Source organism: Pseudomonas sp. TH06 (assembly GCF_016651305.1).
GTDB lineage: Bacteria > Pseudomonadota > Gammaproteobacteria > Pseudomonadales > Pseudomonadaceae > Aquipseudomonas.
On the sequence record NZ_JAEKEC010000001.1, the window covers coordinates 3,717,679 to 3,732,090 of the forward strand.

Below are 14,412 nucleotides of genomic sequence, written 5' to 3' on the forward strand. Positions count from 1 at the left end.
TCGATGCGTTTGCTTCTGGTGGAAGACCACGTGCCGCTGGCCGACGAATTGATCGCCGGCCTGCAACGCCAAGGTTACGCGGTGGATTGGCTGGCCGACGGTCGCGATGCGGTGTATCAGGGCAGCAGCGAGCCCTATGACCTGATCATCCTCGATCTCGGCCTGCCCGGTGTGCCGGGGCTTGAGGTGCTGGCGCAGTGGCGTGCGGGCGGCCTGGCGACGCCGGTGATCATTTTGACCGCGCGCGATTCCTGGGCCGAGCGCATCGAAGGTTTGAAGGCCGGTGCCGATGATTACCTGACCAAACCGTTTCATCCGGAAGAACTGCACCTGCGCGTTCAGTCGCTGCTGCGCCGCTCCAAGGGGCAGGCCAATCAACCGACGCTCAAGGCTGCCGGCCTGCATCTGGACGAGGGCCGTCAGTGCGTGACCCGCGACGGTGCCGACATTCAACTGACCGCCGCCGAGTTCCGTCTGCTGCGTTATTTCATGCTCCACCCGGAGCAGATCCTTTCCAAAAGCCATCTCGCCGAACACCTCTACGACGGTGAAACCGAACGTGACTCCAACGTCCTCGAAGTCCACGTCAATCACCTGCGCCGCAAGCTCGGCAAAAGCGTGATTGAAACCCGTCGCGGTCAGGGTTACCTGTTCGGCGGGCAGGCTTCGTGAGATCAATCCAGCGCCGTTTGAGCCTGGGGTTGATCAGCGTCATGGTGGTTGTCGGCCTGGTGTTGGCGCAGACCAGCCTGTGGTTGTTTGAGGTGGGGTTGCAGCGCTATCTCGAAGCCGGATTGCGCAACGACAGTGAAAGCCTGCTGGTGGCTCTGGTGCGTGGGCCGCAAGGCTTGCAACTGGATGAGCGGCACCTGTCGCCGGCCTATCAGCGGCCGTTTTCCGGGCATTACTTCCGTATCGATTTCGCCGACAGTCATTGGCGTTCGCGCTCGCTATGGGATCAGGATCTGCCGCTGCTTGAACATCCCGGTCTGCACAGCAATCTGCAATTGGGCCCGGACGGTCAGCAGTTGCTGGTGCTGCGTTCGGATTATCGGCGTTTGGGGCAGTCGATCTCGATCAGCGTTGCGCAGGATTACACGCCGGTGCGCGAGAGCTTTCAGCGCATGCGCCAGATTGGTCTCGGCCTGGGCCTGGGCGGGCTGCTGCTGATTCTGTTTTTGCAACGCCTGACCGTGCGCCGCGCGTTGAAACCGCTGGAAAAGGCCCGCGAGCAGATTGCGCAATTGCAGCAGGGCCAGCGTTCGCAACTCGATGATCAGGTGCCGGTGGAGCTGGAACCGTTGGTGGCGCAGATCAACCATTTGCTCGCACACACCGAAGACAGCCTCAAGCGTTCACGCAATGCGCTGGGCAATCTCGGCCATGCACTGAAGACGCCGTTGGCGGTGCTGTTGAGTCTGGCGTCGAGCGAAAAACTCGACGGCCATCCCGAGCTGCGCAAGATCCTCAAGGAACAACTGGAGCAAGTGCAGCAACGGCTCAATCGCGAACTGAACCGGGCGCGACTGTCCGGTGATGCATTGCCCGGTGCATTGTTCGACTGCGATGCAGAACTGCCGGGATTGCTGGCGACGCTGAACATGATCCATGGCGAACACCTGGCGCTGAGTTACGCCTCGCCGCCGGGTCTGCAATTGCCGTGGGATCGTGAAGACTTGTTGGAGTTGCTCGGCAACCTGCTGGACAACGCCTGCAAATGGGCCGATGCCGAGGTGCGTTTGAGTGTGATTGAGCGTACGGACGGTTTTGCCCTGAGCGTGGAAGATGACGGCCCGGGGATTCCCGAGGAACAACGCGCTCAGGTGTTCAGCCGGGGAACGCGGCTGGATGAACAGACTCACGGGCATGGCCTTGGACTGGGGATTGTGCGCGACATCGTCGACACGTGGGGCGGGTTGCTGGTGCTGGGCGAGAGTGAGTGGGGCGGGTTGAAGGTGGTGATCGAGCTGCCTAAACGCTGATCCCGAACCTCGCACAAACCTATGTAGGAGCTGCCGCAGGCTGCGATCTTTTGATGTTTTAAACAGCAAGATCAAAAGATCGCAGCCTTCGGCAGCTCCTACAGGTTTCAGGTCAGACGCGGAACTGATCCATCAAACTCTGCTGCTGATTCGCCAGGCTATTGAGCGACTGACTCACCCGCGCCGATTCATTCGCCTGCCCGGACAACGACTCCGTCACATCGCGGATCGTCGCCACGTTGTTATTGATCTCCTCAGCCACCGCGCTCTGTTCCTCGGCCGCACTGGCGATCTGCAGGTTCATGTCGCTGATCACCGTCACCGCATCGCCGATCTGGCGCAGCGCGGTTACAGCCTGGCCAACCTGTTCGACGCTGCCCTGCGCCTGACGATGGCTGTTGCCCATCGAACCGACCACGTCCTGTGTGCCGGTTTGCAGTTGCTCGATTACCTGACGGGTTTCTTCCACCGACTCTTGCGTGCGGCGGGCGAGGTTGCGGACTTCGTCGGCAACCACGGCAAAACCGCGTCCGGCTTCACCGGCGCGGGCCGCTTCAATCGCGGCGTTGAGCGCCAGCAGGTTGGTCTGCTCGGCGATGGCGCGAATGGTTTCCAGCACGGCGCCGATCTTCTCGCTGTTGGCGGCGAGGCCTTCAACCTGGATCATCGCCGCGCTCATGTCGGCAGCGAGGGTGTCGATGCTCGCGGTGGTGCGGTCGATCACGGTCAGGCCCTGACGGGTGGCGCGGTCGGCATCCTTGGCTGCTTCGGCAGCCTGGGCGGCACTGCGGGCGACGTCTTGCGCGGTGGCGCTCATTTCGTGGGAAGCGGTGGCGACCTGATCGACCTGACGGTATTGCTGCTCCATGCCGGCGCTGGTCTGGGTGGCGATGGCCGAGGACTGATCGGCCGTGTTGCGCGCATCCTGCACCGAGCGTTTGACCTCAGCGATGATCGGCTGCAACTTGTCGAGGAACTTGTTGAACCAGCCGGCCAACTGACCGAGCTCATCCTTCTTGTCGTAGGCCAGACGGCGGGTCAGATCACCTTCACCGCTGGCGATGTCTTCGAGCATGTTTGCCACGCCGAGGATCGGTTTGGTCACACTGCGCGCCATCAGCCACACCAGCAACAGGCCGATCAGCGCGGCCAGCACGCCCAGACTCAGCTCGATCAGAGTGCCCGAGTTGTTGCTCGCATCCAGTTGCTGCTTGAGCGCTTCGGCGCGCGCCACCAGGACTTTTTCCGGCACGTCTAGCAACACCGCCCACGACGGACCGCCGGGAATCGGCTGGAACGGCGACAGCACTTTCAACTGGCCGTTGCTGTGCAGGCTGGACACGCTGGTGCTTGCGGCCAGTTGGCGCAGCAGTTCGGCGCCGCTGGTGGTGTCGATGGCGTCCAGACGCTTGCTCAGTTTGCCGGCGTCCGGGCTGTAGCCGGCGAGCAGGCCGGTGGGGCTGATGATGCTCACGGCGGTCTGGCCGTCATAGAGCTTTTTGCTCGCGCTCTGGCTGATCGATTGCAGGCTGTTGAGGTTGATGTCGACCGACAGCGAGGCAATGACTTTACCGTTGACCACCAGCGGGAAGACGATGCTGGTCATCAGCACGTTCTGGCCGTCGATCACATAGAAGTAGGGTTCGATCACGCACGGTTTGAGCGTGGTGCGCGGGCAGGTGAACCAGGCGTTGGCCGCCTGACCGCTGGGGCCGGTGCTGGTGTCGGCCATGTCGCTTTCCGGCAGGGCCATCGAGGTGATTTTGCCTGGTGTCGGTTGCGACCAGTACAGGGCAAAACGGCCCTTGTCGTTGCTGCCCAACTCAGCTTGCCCGGCGAACAGTTCGTCCTTGCCGTCCAGTGCGTTGGCTTCGAACACCAGCGACAGGCCGAGCAGGTCGGGGTTGGCTTGCAGGGCGGACTTGACCTGACGGGTCATGTCTTCACGCAGGTCGAAGGCATCGAGGAAGCGCTTCTCGGCCTGTTCACGCAGGAACAGCACCTGACGCGAGAAACCGTGGCCGTACTGATAGGCGTCCATGAACTGCTGACGAATACCGGCAGCTTGCACTTCGCCCTGGGATTCGATGCGCGCCTGCGCCGATTCGGTGAGCATCTCCATGCTGGAGGCCTTCACCAGTTCGGAACTGTGCTCCATGCGGTACAGCGAAAGACCCACCAACAGGGTCACGATACCGGCCAGGCAAAGTCCGGCGAGCAGGGTGATTTTCCATTGGATGGAAAGTTGTCTGAGCGACATGGAGACGTCCTTATTCGATAAATATCTGAGACTTTGCACTGTAACGGCCGCGTTTCGGCTTTCTTTATCCTTGAAACACAATATGGCGAATTGCCGCATGTTGTGGCTGGAATCCCCTTTTTGCGTTCGCACACCCTGTGGTGAGGGGATTTATCCCCGACCGGCTGCGCAGCAGTCGCAAAACCCGCCAATGCGGTGTGTCTGTAAGAATGCAGGGGGGCGGCTGCGCCACCCATCGGGGATAAATCCCCTCACCACGAGATTGTGCCTGGCCCTGGAGGATGGGCAGTTGTTTTGACACCGCCGCCACTCTGCGGCACAGTGCGCGCCCTTCTAATAAGACCCTCTTTGCAAATCCGCCGGTACTCCGTTGGCGGACTCATCCTGTCTGGCGGTGATTTTTCCACCGCAGTGTTTTTGAGGTAATGAAATGAATGCAGTCATTGCAGCAGTCGGCGTCATGCTGATCCTCAGCCTGTCCCGCGTGCACGTGGTGATCGCTTTGATCGTCGGTGCGCTGGTCGGCGGCCTGACCGGTGGTCTGGGCATCGACGCCACGCTCAAGGCGTTCAACAGCGGCCTGGGTGGCGGCGCGACCGTGGCGTTGTCCTACGCGCTGCTCGGCGCTTTCGCCGTGGCGATCGCCAAGTCCGGCCTGGCCCACGCGCTGGCCGACCGGGCTCTGGCGATGGTCGACCGGCAGCACAGCACCGGAGGCGGCAGCGTCAAATGGCTGCTGATCGGCCTGTTGTGGGTGGTGGCGATTGCCTCGCAAAACATCCTGCCGATCCACATTGCGTTCATTCCGCTGCTGGTGCCGCCACTTCTATATGTACTGACCAAGTTGCAACTGGATCGCCGCTTGATTGCCTGCGTCATGACCTTTGGCCTGATCACCCCGTACATGTTTCTGCCGGTGGGCTTCGGCAACATCTTCCTCAATGAGATTCTGCTGGCCAACGTTGCGCGCAGCGGCGTCGACATCAGCGGTATCAATGTCACCCACGCCATGGGCATTCCGGCGCTGGGCATGGTGTTCGGTCTGGCGATGGCGTTCATCAGTTACCGCAAAAAACGTGTGTACGACCTGACGAAGATCGAGCAGGTCGAGCAGGTCGCGGTGCAGTACAACCCGATGAGCCTGATGATTGCCGGGGTGGCCATCGCGGCGGCGTTCATCGTTCAGTTGTTGCTGGACTCGATGATTATCGGTGCGCTGGCCGGCTTTCTGATCTTTTCGGTGTCCGGCATCGTCAAGTGGCGCGAGACCGATGATCTGTTCACTGAAGGCATGAAGATGATGGCGATGATCGGTTTCATCATGATCGCCGCGTCCGGTTTTGCCGAAGTGATGAAGGCCACCGGCGAAGTGCAGACGCTGGTCGAGTCGTCGGCGTCGTGGATCAATCACAGCAAGGCTGTCGGCGCGTTGCTGATGTTGCTGGTGGGGTTGCTGGTGACCATGGGCATCGGTTCGTCGTTCTCCACCGTGCCGATTCTGGCAGCGATTTTCGTGCCGCTGTGCGTGCAACTGGGCTTCAGCCCGTTGGCCATCGTCTGCATCGTCGGCACGGCCGGCGCACTGGGCGACGCCGGTTCGCCAGCCTCGGACTCGACCCTCGGGCCGACCTCCGGCCTGAACATCGACGGCCAGCATCACCACATCTGGGACACCGTGGTGCCAACGTTCCTGCACTACAATCTGCCGTTGCTGGCGTTCGGCTGGGTGGCCGCGATGGTCCTCTAACCCCACAAATCATCTGTAGGAGTTAGCCTGCTCGCGATAGCGTTAGATCAGCCGACACATCCGGCGTCTGTTACACCGCTATCGCGAGCAGGCTCACTCCTACAGGGGGCGGAGTGAACCCGAACCTCAACTTTTGCTTGGGCGTGCCGTTAAAGCCTTTAACCACGCCAATAAAACCAAAAGAGTGAGCCCCCGAAATGCGCTTGAGTCTCAAGGCCAAAGTCCTGTCCCTTGCCGTCCTCCCGGTATTGCTCTTCGCGCTGGTCATCAGTCTGACCACGCTGTTTATCCTCCAGGAACAGGCGCACAAAGAGGTCGATCAGACCCGCGAGCGCCTGCTCAGCGACGCCAAAGCCACTCTGCAAAGTTACGTCGCCGTGGCCATGACCACGATCAAACCACTTTACGACGCTGCCGCTCCCGGTGACGCCGAGGCACGTGCGCAAGCGATCAAACTGCTTTCGGGCATTCGTTATGGCAAGGACGGCTACTTCTTCGGCTACGACTCCGAGACCGTGCGCCTGTTCAAGGCTAATGACCCTGAAGGCGTGGGCAAAAGCTTCAAGGACAACCGCGATCCGAACGGCGTTTACGTCAATCGCGGTCTGGTCAGCGTGGCCAAGGACGGCACCCACTACCTGCAATACAGCTCGCCGTTGCCCGGTAATGCTCAGGTGCTGGTGCCGAAACTGGGCTACACCGAATACCTGGCGAAGTGGGACATGGCGGTCGGTACGTCGGTGAATCTCGACGGCATCGAAGCGCAAGTCGCGCTGGTGGAAGCGCAAGTGCAGGAACGCATGCAAGGCGTGGTGCTGAGCATCGTCGGCGTGGCCGTGGTGGTGCTGCTGGTGATTGCGGCGGCGGGGATGTTGCTGGCCAATACCATCTTGCGTCCGCTGACCCTGATGAAAGCCAACCTTGATGACATCGCGGCGGGCGAGGGCGATCTGACCCGTCGCCTGAACATCACCAGCCAGGACGAACTCGGCGAACTGGCCGGCTCGTTCAACCGATTCGTCGACAAGATTCACGGTCTGGTGCGGCAGATCACCGAGATGACCACACAACTGACCGGGCTGGTGACGCAGGTGTCGGATCAGGCCCAGCGTTCCGATCAGGCGATGGAGCGTCAGCGCCACGAAACCGATCAGGTGGCCACGGCGATCAACGAAATGTCCGCTGCCGCCCAGGAAGTCGCCAAGAGTGCGCAAAACGCCGCCGTCGCTGCCCAGCAGACCGATGAAGAAGGGCAGAGCGCGAAACGGGTGGTGGCCGGCAGCATCAAACAGATTCATGCGCTGGTCGATGACATCCGCAGCAGCGGTGTGTCGCTGGACAGTTTGCAGCAGGACGTCAGCTCGATTGTCGGCGTACTCGGGGTGATTCGTTCGATTGCCGAGCAGACCAACCTGCTGGCACTGAACGCGGCAATCGAAGCCGCGCGGGCCGGTGAAGCCGGGCGCGGGTTTGCGGTGGTGGCCGATGAGGTGCGGGCGCTGGCCAGTCGTACGCAGATCAGTACTCAGGAAATCCAGGGGATGATCGATCGCTTGCAGGCGGGCACGCAGTCGGCGGTCGAGGCGATGCGTCGTTCCAGCGAAGCGGGCGATGGCACCTCGCAGCAGGCCAATCAGGCCGGGGCTTCGCTGGATGCGATGGCGGAATTGATTGCGACGATCAACTCGATGAACGCGCAGATTGCCAGTGCAGCGGAAGAACAGACGGCGGTGGCGGAAGAGATCAACCGCAGCGTCCATCAGATTGCAGTGGCGGTGGACAGCGTGGCGGATGAGACGCAGCAGGGCGCGCAGACGTCGCGCAGTCTGGCGGAGCTTGGGCAGCGCTTGGGCAAACTGGTCGGTCAGTTCCGGATCTAGAGTTTTCCGCAACCCTGTGTAGGAGCTGCCGAAGGCTGCGATCTTTTGATCTTTTAAACAGCAAGATCAAAAGATCGCAGCCTTCGGCAGCTCCTACAGGGTTTGCGTTAAGGTCTGTCCCAATAGGGCACTTCACCGAAGCATTCGACGAAGAAATCAATCACCGTCCTTACTTTCACCGACAGCCGCCGGCTCCCCGGCCACAGCACGGCAATCTGCTGCGGCTCCAGACTGTTCGACACCTGATAGTCCCCCAACACTGGCACCAGCGTGCCTTCGCGCACCGCTTCGCCGATCAGCCACGACGGAAACATAACCAGCCCCAGCCCCTGTACGGCGGCTTGGGTGAGGGTGTCGGCATGGTTGCCGGTGATCGGGCCGCGTACCGAATACGGCGTCCAGTCTTCCTGACCCTGGCGGAAAAACCAGCGCTGCTGGCCGGTCGCGCCCTTGTAGGCCAGGCACTGATGCTGCGCCAGATCGGCGGGGTGTTGCGGCGTGCCATGACGCTTCAGATACGCAGGACTGGCGGCGACCTGAAAACGGTGCGGCGCAAGTATCCGCGCCTGCATGCTCGAGTCGTGCAGCGGGCCGATGCGAAACAGCAAATCGGCGCCTTCCTGTAGCGGGTCGACGTAGTGGTCGGTCTGCTGAATATCCAGTTGCAGCTTCGGATACCGCACGCACAGTTTGCCCAGCCATGGCGTCAGATGCCGTTGACCGAACACCACCGGGGCGTTGATGCGCACGAGACCTGTGGGTTCACTTTGCTGTTCCTGCAACGCCTGTTCGGCTTCCTCCAATTGCACCAGCACCAGCCGCGCATGGTGGCCGAGCATGCGCCCGGCTTCGGTGGGCGTCACGGCGCGGGTGTGGCGGTAGAGCAATTGCTGGTTCAGCGCCTGCTCCATCAACTGGATCTGCCGGGAAATCGAGGAGGGCGCTACACCTTCGCGGCGGGCGACTTCGGAAAAACTGCCGTGGTCGAGCACGGCCACAAACAGCCTGAGTGCCTTGAATCCGAGTTCGTTGAGCCCGTGCATGAATCATCCTGCTGTGCGAGTTACGCAAAAGTGTTGTCCGGATGCTCCCATTTATCGCACAGCTTCGCCAGCCGATAATCCGCGCCATCGTTTACTTGAGTGGGATGTTGTTTATGCAGACGTTGGATGAGGTGAGTGTTGCGTCGCCGGTGACTAAACCGGGGCTGCGCCTTTTATTGCTGCCGCTGGTGATCCTGGCGGGCATGGGCTTGTCGGTGGAGGCGGGGTTGCTTGGACCGTTGGGTGTGCAGGTCGGGCATTTGTGGGCAACGTTGAGCATTTTTGGTGTGGGGTCGGCGATTCTGTTTTTGCTCTTGCTGTTCAGTGGCCCACAACAAGGGCCGGCGCTGAACACGTTGCCGCGCTGGCAGTTGATCGGTGGTTTTCTCGGGCCGGTTTACGTGGTGGTGCTGACCTTGGCCACGCCGCGCATTGGCATCGCCATGACCATGATCGCGATCCTCTCCGGACAGGTCGGCAAGAGCGTGCTGATCGACCATTTTGGCTGGTTCGGCGCGGTTCGGAAAAAGGTCAACGGTGAACGTTGGCTGGCGCTGCTGCTGATTGTCGCGGCACTTGTTCTGATAGCTCGGGGTTGATGATGAATCTGATTATTTTGTTGGCCGTGGTGGTCGCGGCAGGCGCGGTGTTGAGTGTTCAGGCCGCGATCAATGGCCGTCTGGGTGAAAGCGTTGGGGTGTTGCGCAGCAGTTTGCTGACGTTTGCCGTGGGTGCGCTGGTCACCGGATTGCTGATCCTGTTCTTCGAACCGGCCCACGCGGTGAGTTTGCTAGACGTGCCTAAATGGCAACTCAGTGGTGCGCTGTTCGGCGTGGTGTACATGATCGTCATGGTCGGCGCAGTGCCGCGGGTCGGCACGGCTGTGGCGACGGTGGCGGTGATTGTCGGGCAGTTGGGCATGGGTATGTTGATCGATAATTTTGGCTGGCTCGGCAACCCGGCCATCGATTTGTCCGGCAGCCGGATCCTGGCGATGGTCTGCCTGGCGCTGGCGTTGGTATTTATGTATCGCAGCAGTGTGCGGCAGGACGTTTGAGCGAGGTGGCGCCCACAATTCCACTGTGCTGGCGCCAACGCGTATGATGGCTTCACGCTTACTACACCCGTTATTGCACAGGTCGACAATGGCAAAAATCAGCGATACCCACAAAGCGCCAATGGCCGGTCGCAAGAACCTCACGGCGGAGGATCGTCAGCAGCAAATGGTCGAACGGGCCATTACCCTGTTCGCCCAGAAAGGTTTCGCCTTGACGACACGGGAGCTTGCCCAGGGGTTGCAGGTCACTCAGCCCTTGCTCTATCGCTACTTCCCGAGCAAACAGCTTTTGATTGAACAGGTATACCAGCAGGTGTTCATGAACCGCTGGGATCCTGATCTGGAGCCTCGACTCAAAGATCGCACAATCCCGCTCAGGGAACGTTTAATTGATTATTTCATCGGCTACACCCGCACCATTTTGAACAATGAATGGGTGCGTATTTTCTTGTATGCCGGCTTGCAGGATCCAGCGCTGAACCAGCGCTACCTCAAGCGCCTGCATGAGAATATCTTTCTGGTGATCAATGAAGAATTGCGTCACCAGAGGCGACTCGCCGTGCCACCGACTGAACATGAACTGGCACTCGAGATCGAAGTGCTGTGGGGGTTCCACAGCAGCTTCTTCTACCTCGGGGTACGCAAGTGGGTCTATCAGATGGCCGTCCCGGAGAATCTGACCGAGCTGATTACCCACCGGGTGAATACTTTTCTGGACGGTGCCCTGCATTGCGATCCAACGCTCGCGGAGCAATGACCGGCGGACGCGGAACTGCTCAGTGCGGTGTTTCGAGCAAGTGCGGGCGGTAGCCTCCTCGCCGACTGAAGACCAGCCACAAACCGGCAAAGGCGAAGACCAGTAAACCTGGCAGCAACGCCACCACCAACAAGGCACTGGCCGTGTCGTAATGGTCCATCAGCGTACCGATGGTCGGCACAGCCACCATCACCGATAGCATGCCCGCGCCGCCCATCAGGTTGATCAGCAGAGCTCCACCCTTGGGTAGCAACTCGCTGGTAATCGCTAGCATCGTCGGCCAGAAAAAGGTTTTACCCACCCCGAATGCGGTTACGCAGAACAGTGCGGCAGCGCCACCCCAGCCGGCCGATAGTCCGCTGCGCCCCGACAAACCCAGACCCAGTAGACCTGCCGCCGTCAGTACCGCACTGAAGGTCAGCACGGCAAACGGCGAATACCGCGCGAAGATCCAGCCCGAAGCGTATTGCCGAAGAATGAACATCAGGCCTGCGGTGTAGACCAGTAACAGGATGCTGTTGCTGCCCAATTGCGGGAGGAGGTCGACCATGATCTTGGCGAACCATTGATCCGGCGCCAACTCGGTGGCCGCCGTCACCCACATCAGCAGCATCAGCACGATGAACAACGGGCGTTTGATCTGGGCGAACATATCGCGGCTGGATACGCTTGCACTTACCCGTTCGGTACTCGGGTACTGCAAGGGTACGACCAGCATCAGGTAACCGAGGGTCGGCACGCCGACGACCGCCAGTTTGACCTGCCAGGACAGGCCAAGCTGCCCCAGCCCCCAGGCGATCAGACCGCCAGCAATCAGACCCATCGGCCACCAGGCGTGCAGCCTTGTCAGCATGCGTCGCTTGTCACGCTTGAACAGCGTGGCCACCAGCGGGTTGGTCACACCTTCAACGACGCCTTGGGCGATCCCCGTGAGTAGAAAACCGAGGTAAAGCACCGTGGTTCCGCTGGCTGCAAAAATATCGTCGATCGGCTGACCGCTGCTGTTGGCCGGCGCCAAAAGAATCAAGGCGATCCCAAGCAAGTAGCCCACGCCCGACAAAATATGCAGACACTTCATGCCCACGAAATCGACGATCAGTGCGCAGCCAATAATACCCAGGGTGAAACCCCAGAATACCGATGAAATCGTCAATCCGATCATCGCGTTGGACAGCAGGTAGTCGGCGCTGATGGACTGCAGCACATCTGCGCGGATGGAGAAAATCATTGAAGTGACCAGCAGCGACAGGCAACTGGCGAAAAACAGCTTATTGGCCTGAATCATGGTTTCGTCTCCCGATTACTGCGTGTCTATTTCGGCAAACAGGTAGACCAGGCAGAAGCCGTCCATGGGCATGACAGGGTTGGACCAGATCATTCGTGTATGCCGGGCGCGCTCGGCAAAAATATCGACCAGCAGATCGGAAGCGCCATCCAGTGCCTTGGGATGATCGTAAAAATCCTCCGCGACATTGAGCACGCCTTCGAGTCGGTAAATCTGGCGAATGCGGCTCAACTCACCGACGGCATCCTTGAGTTGGGCAATGGCATTCAACGCCGCCAGGCGACAGGCCGCGTAACCCTGTTCCAGATCCAGATCGCGGCCCAGACGCCCGCGGTACTGCAACTGGCCATCGATCCAGGGAAACTGGCCGGAGGTCATCAGCGTATTGCCGACAATGCTCCAGGGCACATAATTTCCCAATGCCGGCGCCGGACTTGGCAAGGTCAGGCCGCGGGCTTGCAGACGCAATTCGGGTGTGTCGAGAGTGTTCATGGTGAGGTCCTGTGCTTTTTTTATTGTCAAGCGCGCCAACCGCGCGCCTGGACGCTATACCGAGGGATTTTTTCTGTTGCTCAGCCGAGTGGGGCAAGCCACGAGGCAAGGATCTGTGGGTTTTTATCCAGCCAGAGAATGGCCGCCTGGTCTGCGCTTTTGCCGTCGCGATTGATGGCGTAATCAAGCTCGGCAACGATGGCGTTGTTCAGGCGGATGTTGTCCAGAACCTGAATCTGTGCTGCGCTGAATTGATCCAGACGGTCGGCACGTGCCAGCAGTACCGCACGGTCGACGCTACCCAGCAGCCCTTTGGGATCCTTGAGGTCGCGTATGCGATGACGAAAATGCAGAAACTGTGGATGCCAGAGTGGCACCACTCCCCAGCGCTGGGTCTGCACCAGTTTCTCGAAAGCGCCCACACACTCTTCCTGGGTGCCGGTGCGAAAGCTGTAGCCGGCCGCAGCGAGTCCGTAATCGTCCATCATTCGCAGGGAGAAACGGGTGATACCGGCGCCCGGACCAATGCCCTGTATCACCTTGTGCATATGCGCTTTGACCTGCGGCTTGAGCAAGTCATCGACCGAGTCCACCTCGGACACCGGGATGTAGTCAGGCACCCCCCACAGCGCATAGGGGGCGTAATGCAAACCAAGCTCCCGCGTTGCGACCTGCTCCTCGACTTGGGCCTTGTACAACCCGTGACTGGAAGGAATCCAGGCTGAGGCAATCATGTCGATTGACCCCACGCGCAGTTGTTCGAAGTTGGCCTCGTGCAGTGCGTAGGAGCGCTCTACAGCAAAACCCATGCGCTGCAATACCGCGGCCACGACGGCTGCAGTGGCATGATGAAAGGAAAGATCAGTGACGCCGAGTCGTACCATGGTCTTGCTCTCCGCGAGGATATTGCCGCGAGCCAGCATCGGCGCCAGAAGCGCAGTACCGGCCAAGGCGTGAATGAACTGTCTGCGATTGAAACCGGCCATCAGCGTTCGTCCTCAGACGTGCCGATCGCCAGGTTCGGCATGGCTTGACCAACGATCCGGCTACCCGGCGCATAATCGAAAATCATCTCGATGGTGATGCCGTTAGGATCCTCGAGGAACAGTTGGTGCTCGCCAATCTGCGGAATGACTCGCTCGCGAAAGACGATCCCCATGGATTGCAAACGCGTCTGCACCTGTTCCAGCCCTTCGCAACGCATCGAAACGTGGTCGAGCGACCCCGAACCGTAGCCGCCCTGCTTGTCGCCGAGGTACACCTGAAGGTCTTTCTGGTCGCCGGTGACGCTGGCAATGTGCAGCAGCGGATGGCCGCCGGCATACATCCAGCAGCCGGGAAAAAGAAACCCCGGGCGTGGACCGGGTGTCAGGCCGATGACTTGTTCGAAGAACTCGGCAGTTTCTGCCCAGCGTTCGGTGCGAATGGTGAAATGGTCGAGCTTGAGGACGCCCATGGGGTCTCCTGGCAGTGATTAAGCTTCGCGTGACAAATTAATTATCAGTCGATAAATTATTCCAGGCAATAAGTTATCGATTGATAATTTGTATGAGAGAGATAGAGGTGTTCACATCCGCGATCTTCAGGGATGTGCCTTCATGGCGAGGGATTGGCCGGATCGGGATTTCATCGCGGCACGAGACCGCTCACATAGTCCTACACTGTTTCCCAAGGCTGCCATTCAAGCCTCAGACAACCACCACTCAAGGAGTCTGTCTTATGCCTGTTAAACCTGATAACACCTGTGACTGTCCTAAATGCAACTGCAAGCTCGGTGGGCATCCGATTGCGCGCCACGGCAAGCATTACTGCTGCGAGGGCTGCGCCAAGCACCACGAACATGGTGAAGAGTGCTCCAGCAAGGGTTGTAAGTGCGCCCACGGCTGACGATCGCCCATAAAAAAGTGGA

General features: G+C 60.0%; 14 protein-coding genes. 8 read left to right on the forward strand and 6 right to left on the reverse strand.

What is annotated here, in order from left to right:
- The first annotated feature begins 3 nt into the window (after positions 1 to 3).
- Both JFT86_RS16735 and JFT86_RS16740 read left to right on the forward strand, forming a co-directional pair.
- On the forward strand, positions 4 to 672 hold the full coding sequence (locus tag JFT86_RS16735; RefSeq protein ID WP_201237523.1) for a response regulator transcription factor: 669 nt from the start codon (positions 4 to 6) through the stop codon (positions 670 to 672).
- Complete coding sequence (locus tag JFT86_RS16740; RefSeq protein WP_201237524.1) at positions 669 to 1,982, forward strand: sensor histidine kinase; 1,314 nt, start codon at positions 669 to 671, stop codon at positions 1,980 to 1,982. The genes JFT86_RS16735 and JFT86_RS16740 overlap by 4 nt, the downstream gene beginning before the upstream one ends.
- A gap of 112 nt (positions 1,983 to 2,094) precedes the next feature.
- Here the strand turns inward: JFT86_RS16740 and JFT86_RS16745 are convergent, their stop codons facing one another.
- Positions 2,095 to 4,242, reverse strand: a complete 2,148-nt coding sequence (locus tag JFT86_RS16745) for a methyl-accepting chemotaxis protein (protein ID WP_201237525.1) — start codon at positions 4,240 to 4,242, stop codon at positions 2,095 to 2,097.
- A 430-nt stretch (positions 4,243 to 4,672) separates the two neighbouring features.
- Here JFT86_RS16745 and JFT86_RS16750 point away from each other — a divergent pair, with 430 nt between their 5' ends.
- On the forward strand, positions 4,673 to 5,989 hold the full coding sequence (locus tag JFT86_RS16750) for a Na+/H+ antiporter NhaC family protein (protein WP_201237526.1): 1,317 nt from the start codon (positions 4,673 to 4,675) through the stop codon (positions 5,987 to 5,989).
- Positions 5,990 to 6,186: 197 nt separating this feature from the next.
- Positions 6,187 to 7,869, forward strand: coding sequence for a methyl-accepting chemotaxis protein (locus tag JFT86_RS16755; protein WP_201237527.1), 1,683 nt, complete (start codon positions 6,187 to 6,189; stop codon positions 7,867 to 7,869).
- Positions 7,870 to 7,976: 107 nt separating this feature from the next.
- On the opposite strand, the gene JFT86_RS16760 is transcribed toward JFT86_RS16755, so the two are convergent.
- Positions 7,977 to 8,912, reverse strand: coding sequence for a LysR family transcriptional regulator (locus JFT86_RS16760; protein WP_201237528.1), 936 nt, complete (start codon positions 8,910 to 8,912; stop codon positions 7,977 to 7,979).
- Positions 8,913 to 9,025: 113 nt separating this feature from the next.
- On the opposite strand from JFT86_RS16760, the gene JFT86_RS16765 reads away from it, so the two are divergent.
- The 3 genes from JFT86_RS16765 (at position 9,026) to JFT86_RS16775 (ending at position 10,726) form a co-directional block, all read left to right on the forward strand.
- A complete protein-coding gene (locus JFT86_RS16765; protein WP_201237529.1) occupies positions 9,026 to 9,511 on the forward strand; it encodes a DMT family transporter in 486 nt (161 codons plus the stop codon).
- Positions 9,511 to 9,969: a DMT family transporter gene (locus JFT86_RS16770; protein ID WP_201237530.1), complete on the forward strand. Its 459-nt coding sequence runs from the start codon at positions 9,511 to 9,513 to the stop codon at positions 9,967 to 9,969. The genes JFT86_RS16765 and JFT86_RS16770 overlap by 1 nt, the downstream gene beginning before the upstream one ends.
- Before the next feature lie 88 nt (positions 9,970 to 10,057).
- Entirely contained in the window at positions 10,058 to 10,726 is a 669-nt protein-coding gene (locus tag JFT86_RS16775) for a TetR/AcrR family transcriptional regulator (protein ID WP_201233096.1), read from the forward strand.
- Positions 10,727 to 10,745: 19 nt separating this feature from the next.
- Here JFT86_RS16775 and JFT86_RS16780 read toward each other — a convergent pair whose 3' ends face one another.
- The 4 genes from JFT86_RS16780 to JFT86_RS16795 form a co-directional block, all read right to left on the reverse strand.
- Positions 10,746 to 12,011: an MFS transporter gene (locus JFT86_RS16780; RefSeq protein WP_201233095.1), complete on the reverse strand. Its 1,266-nt coding sequence runs from the start codon at positions 12,009 to 12,011 to the stop codon at positions 10,746 to 10,748.
- Positions 12,012 to 12,026: 15 nt separating this feature from the next.
- Positions 12,027 to 12,503 carry an Atu1372/SO_1960 family protein gene (locus JFT86_RS16785; RefSeq protein ID WP_201233094.1) on the reverse strand — a complete coding sequence of 159 codons (477 nt, stop codon included), beginning with the start codon at positions 12,501 to 12,503 and terminating at the stop codon, positions 12,027 to 12,029.
- A gap of 80 nt (positions 12,504 to 12,583) precedes the next feature.
- Positions 12,584 to 13,489, reverse strand: a complete 906-nt coding sequence (locus JFT86_RS16790; protein ID WP_242489283.1) for a glycine betaine ABC transporter substrate-binding protein — start codon at positions 13,487 to 13,489, stop codon at positions 12,584 to 12,586.
- Entirely contained in the window at positions 13,489 to 13,959 is a 471-nt protein-coding gene (locus JFT86_RS16795; RefSeq protein WP_201233093.1) for a VOC family protein, read from the reverse strand. Before JFT86_RS16795 ends, JFT86_RS16790 begins: the two co-directional genes overlap by 1 nt.
- 263 nt (positions 13,960 to 14,222) lie before the next feature.
- On the opposite strand from JFT86_RS16795, the gene JFT86_RS16800 reads away from it, so the two are divergent.
- Positions 14,223 to 14,390, forward strand: coding sequence for a metallothionein (locus JFT86_RS16800; protein WP_201237531.1), 168 nt, complete (start codon positions 14,223 to 14,225; stop codon positions 14,388 to 14,390).
- Positions 14,391 to 14,412 lie beyond the last annotated feature (22 nt).

Coding starts and splice junctions, on each gene's coding strand:
- JFT86_RS16745 (WP_201237525.1), bottom strand. CDS start 4,242: ATGTCGCTCAGACAACTTTCCATCCAATGGAAAATCACCCTGCTCGCC.
- JFT86_RS16785 (WP_201233094.1), bottom strand. CDS start 12,503: ATGAACACTCTCGACACACCCGAATTGCGTCTGCAAGCCCGCGGCCTG.
- JFT86_RS16795 (WP_201233093.1), bottom strand. CDS start 13,959: ATGGGCGTCCTCAAGCTCGACCATTTCACCATTCGCACCGAACGCTGG.
- JFT86_RS16780 (WP_201233095.1), bottom strand. CDS start 12,011: ATGATTCAGGCCAATAAGCTGTTTTTCGCCAGTTGCCTGTCGCTGCTG.
- JFT86_RS16765 (WP_201237529.1), top strand. CDS start 9,026: ATGCAGACGTTGGATGAGGTGAGTGTTGCGTCGCCGGTGACTAAACCG.
- JFT86_RS16770 (WP_201237530.1), top strand. CDS start 9,511: ATGATGAATCTGATTATTTTGTTGGCCGTGGTGGTCGCGGCAGGCGCG.
- JFT86_RS16760 (WP_201237528.1), bottom strand. CDS start 8,912: ATGCACGGGCTCAACGAACTCGGATTCAAGGCACTCAGGCTGTTTGTG.
- JFT86_RS16755 (WP_201237527.1), top strand. CDS start 6,187: ATGCGCTTGAGTCTCAAGGCCAAAGTCCTGTCCCTTGCCGTCCTCCCG.
- JFT86_RS16775 (WP_201233096.1), top strand. CDS start 10,058: ATGGCAAAAATCAGCGATACCCACAAAGCGCCAATGGCCGGTCGCAAG.
- JFT86_RS16790 (WP_242489283.1), bottom strand. CDS start 13,489: ATGGCCGGTTTCAATCGCAGACAGTTCATTCACGCCTTGGCCGGTACT.
- JFT86_RS16800 (WP_201237531.1), top strand. CDS start 14,223: ATGCCTGTTAAACCTGATAACACCTGTGACTGTCCTAAATGCAACTGC.
- JFT86_RS16750 (WP_201237526.1), top strand. CDS start 4,673: ATGAATGCAGTCATTGCAGCAGTCGGCGTCATGCTGATCCTCAGCCTG.
- JFT86_RS16735 (WP_201237523.1), top strand. CDS start 4: ATGCGTTTGCTTCTGGTGGAAGACCACGTGCCGCTGGCCGACGAATTG.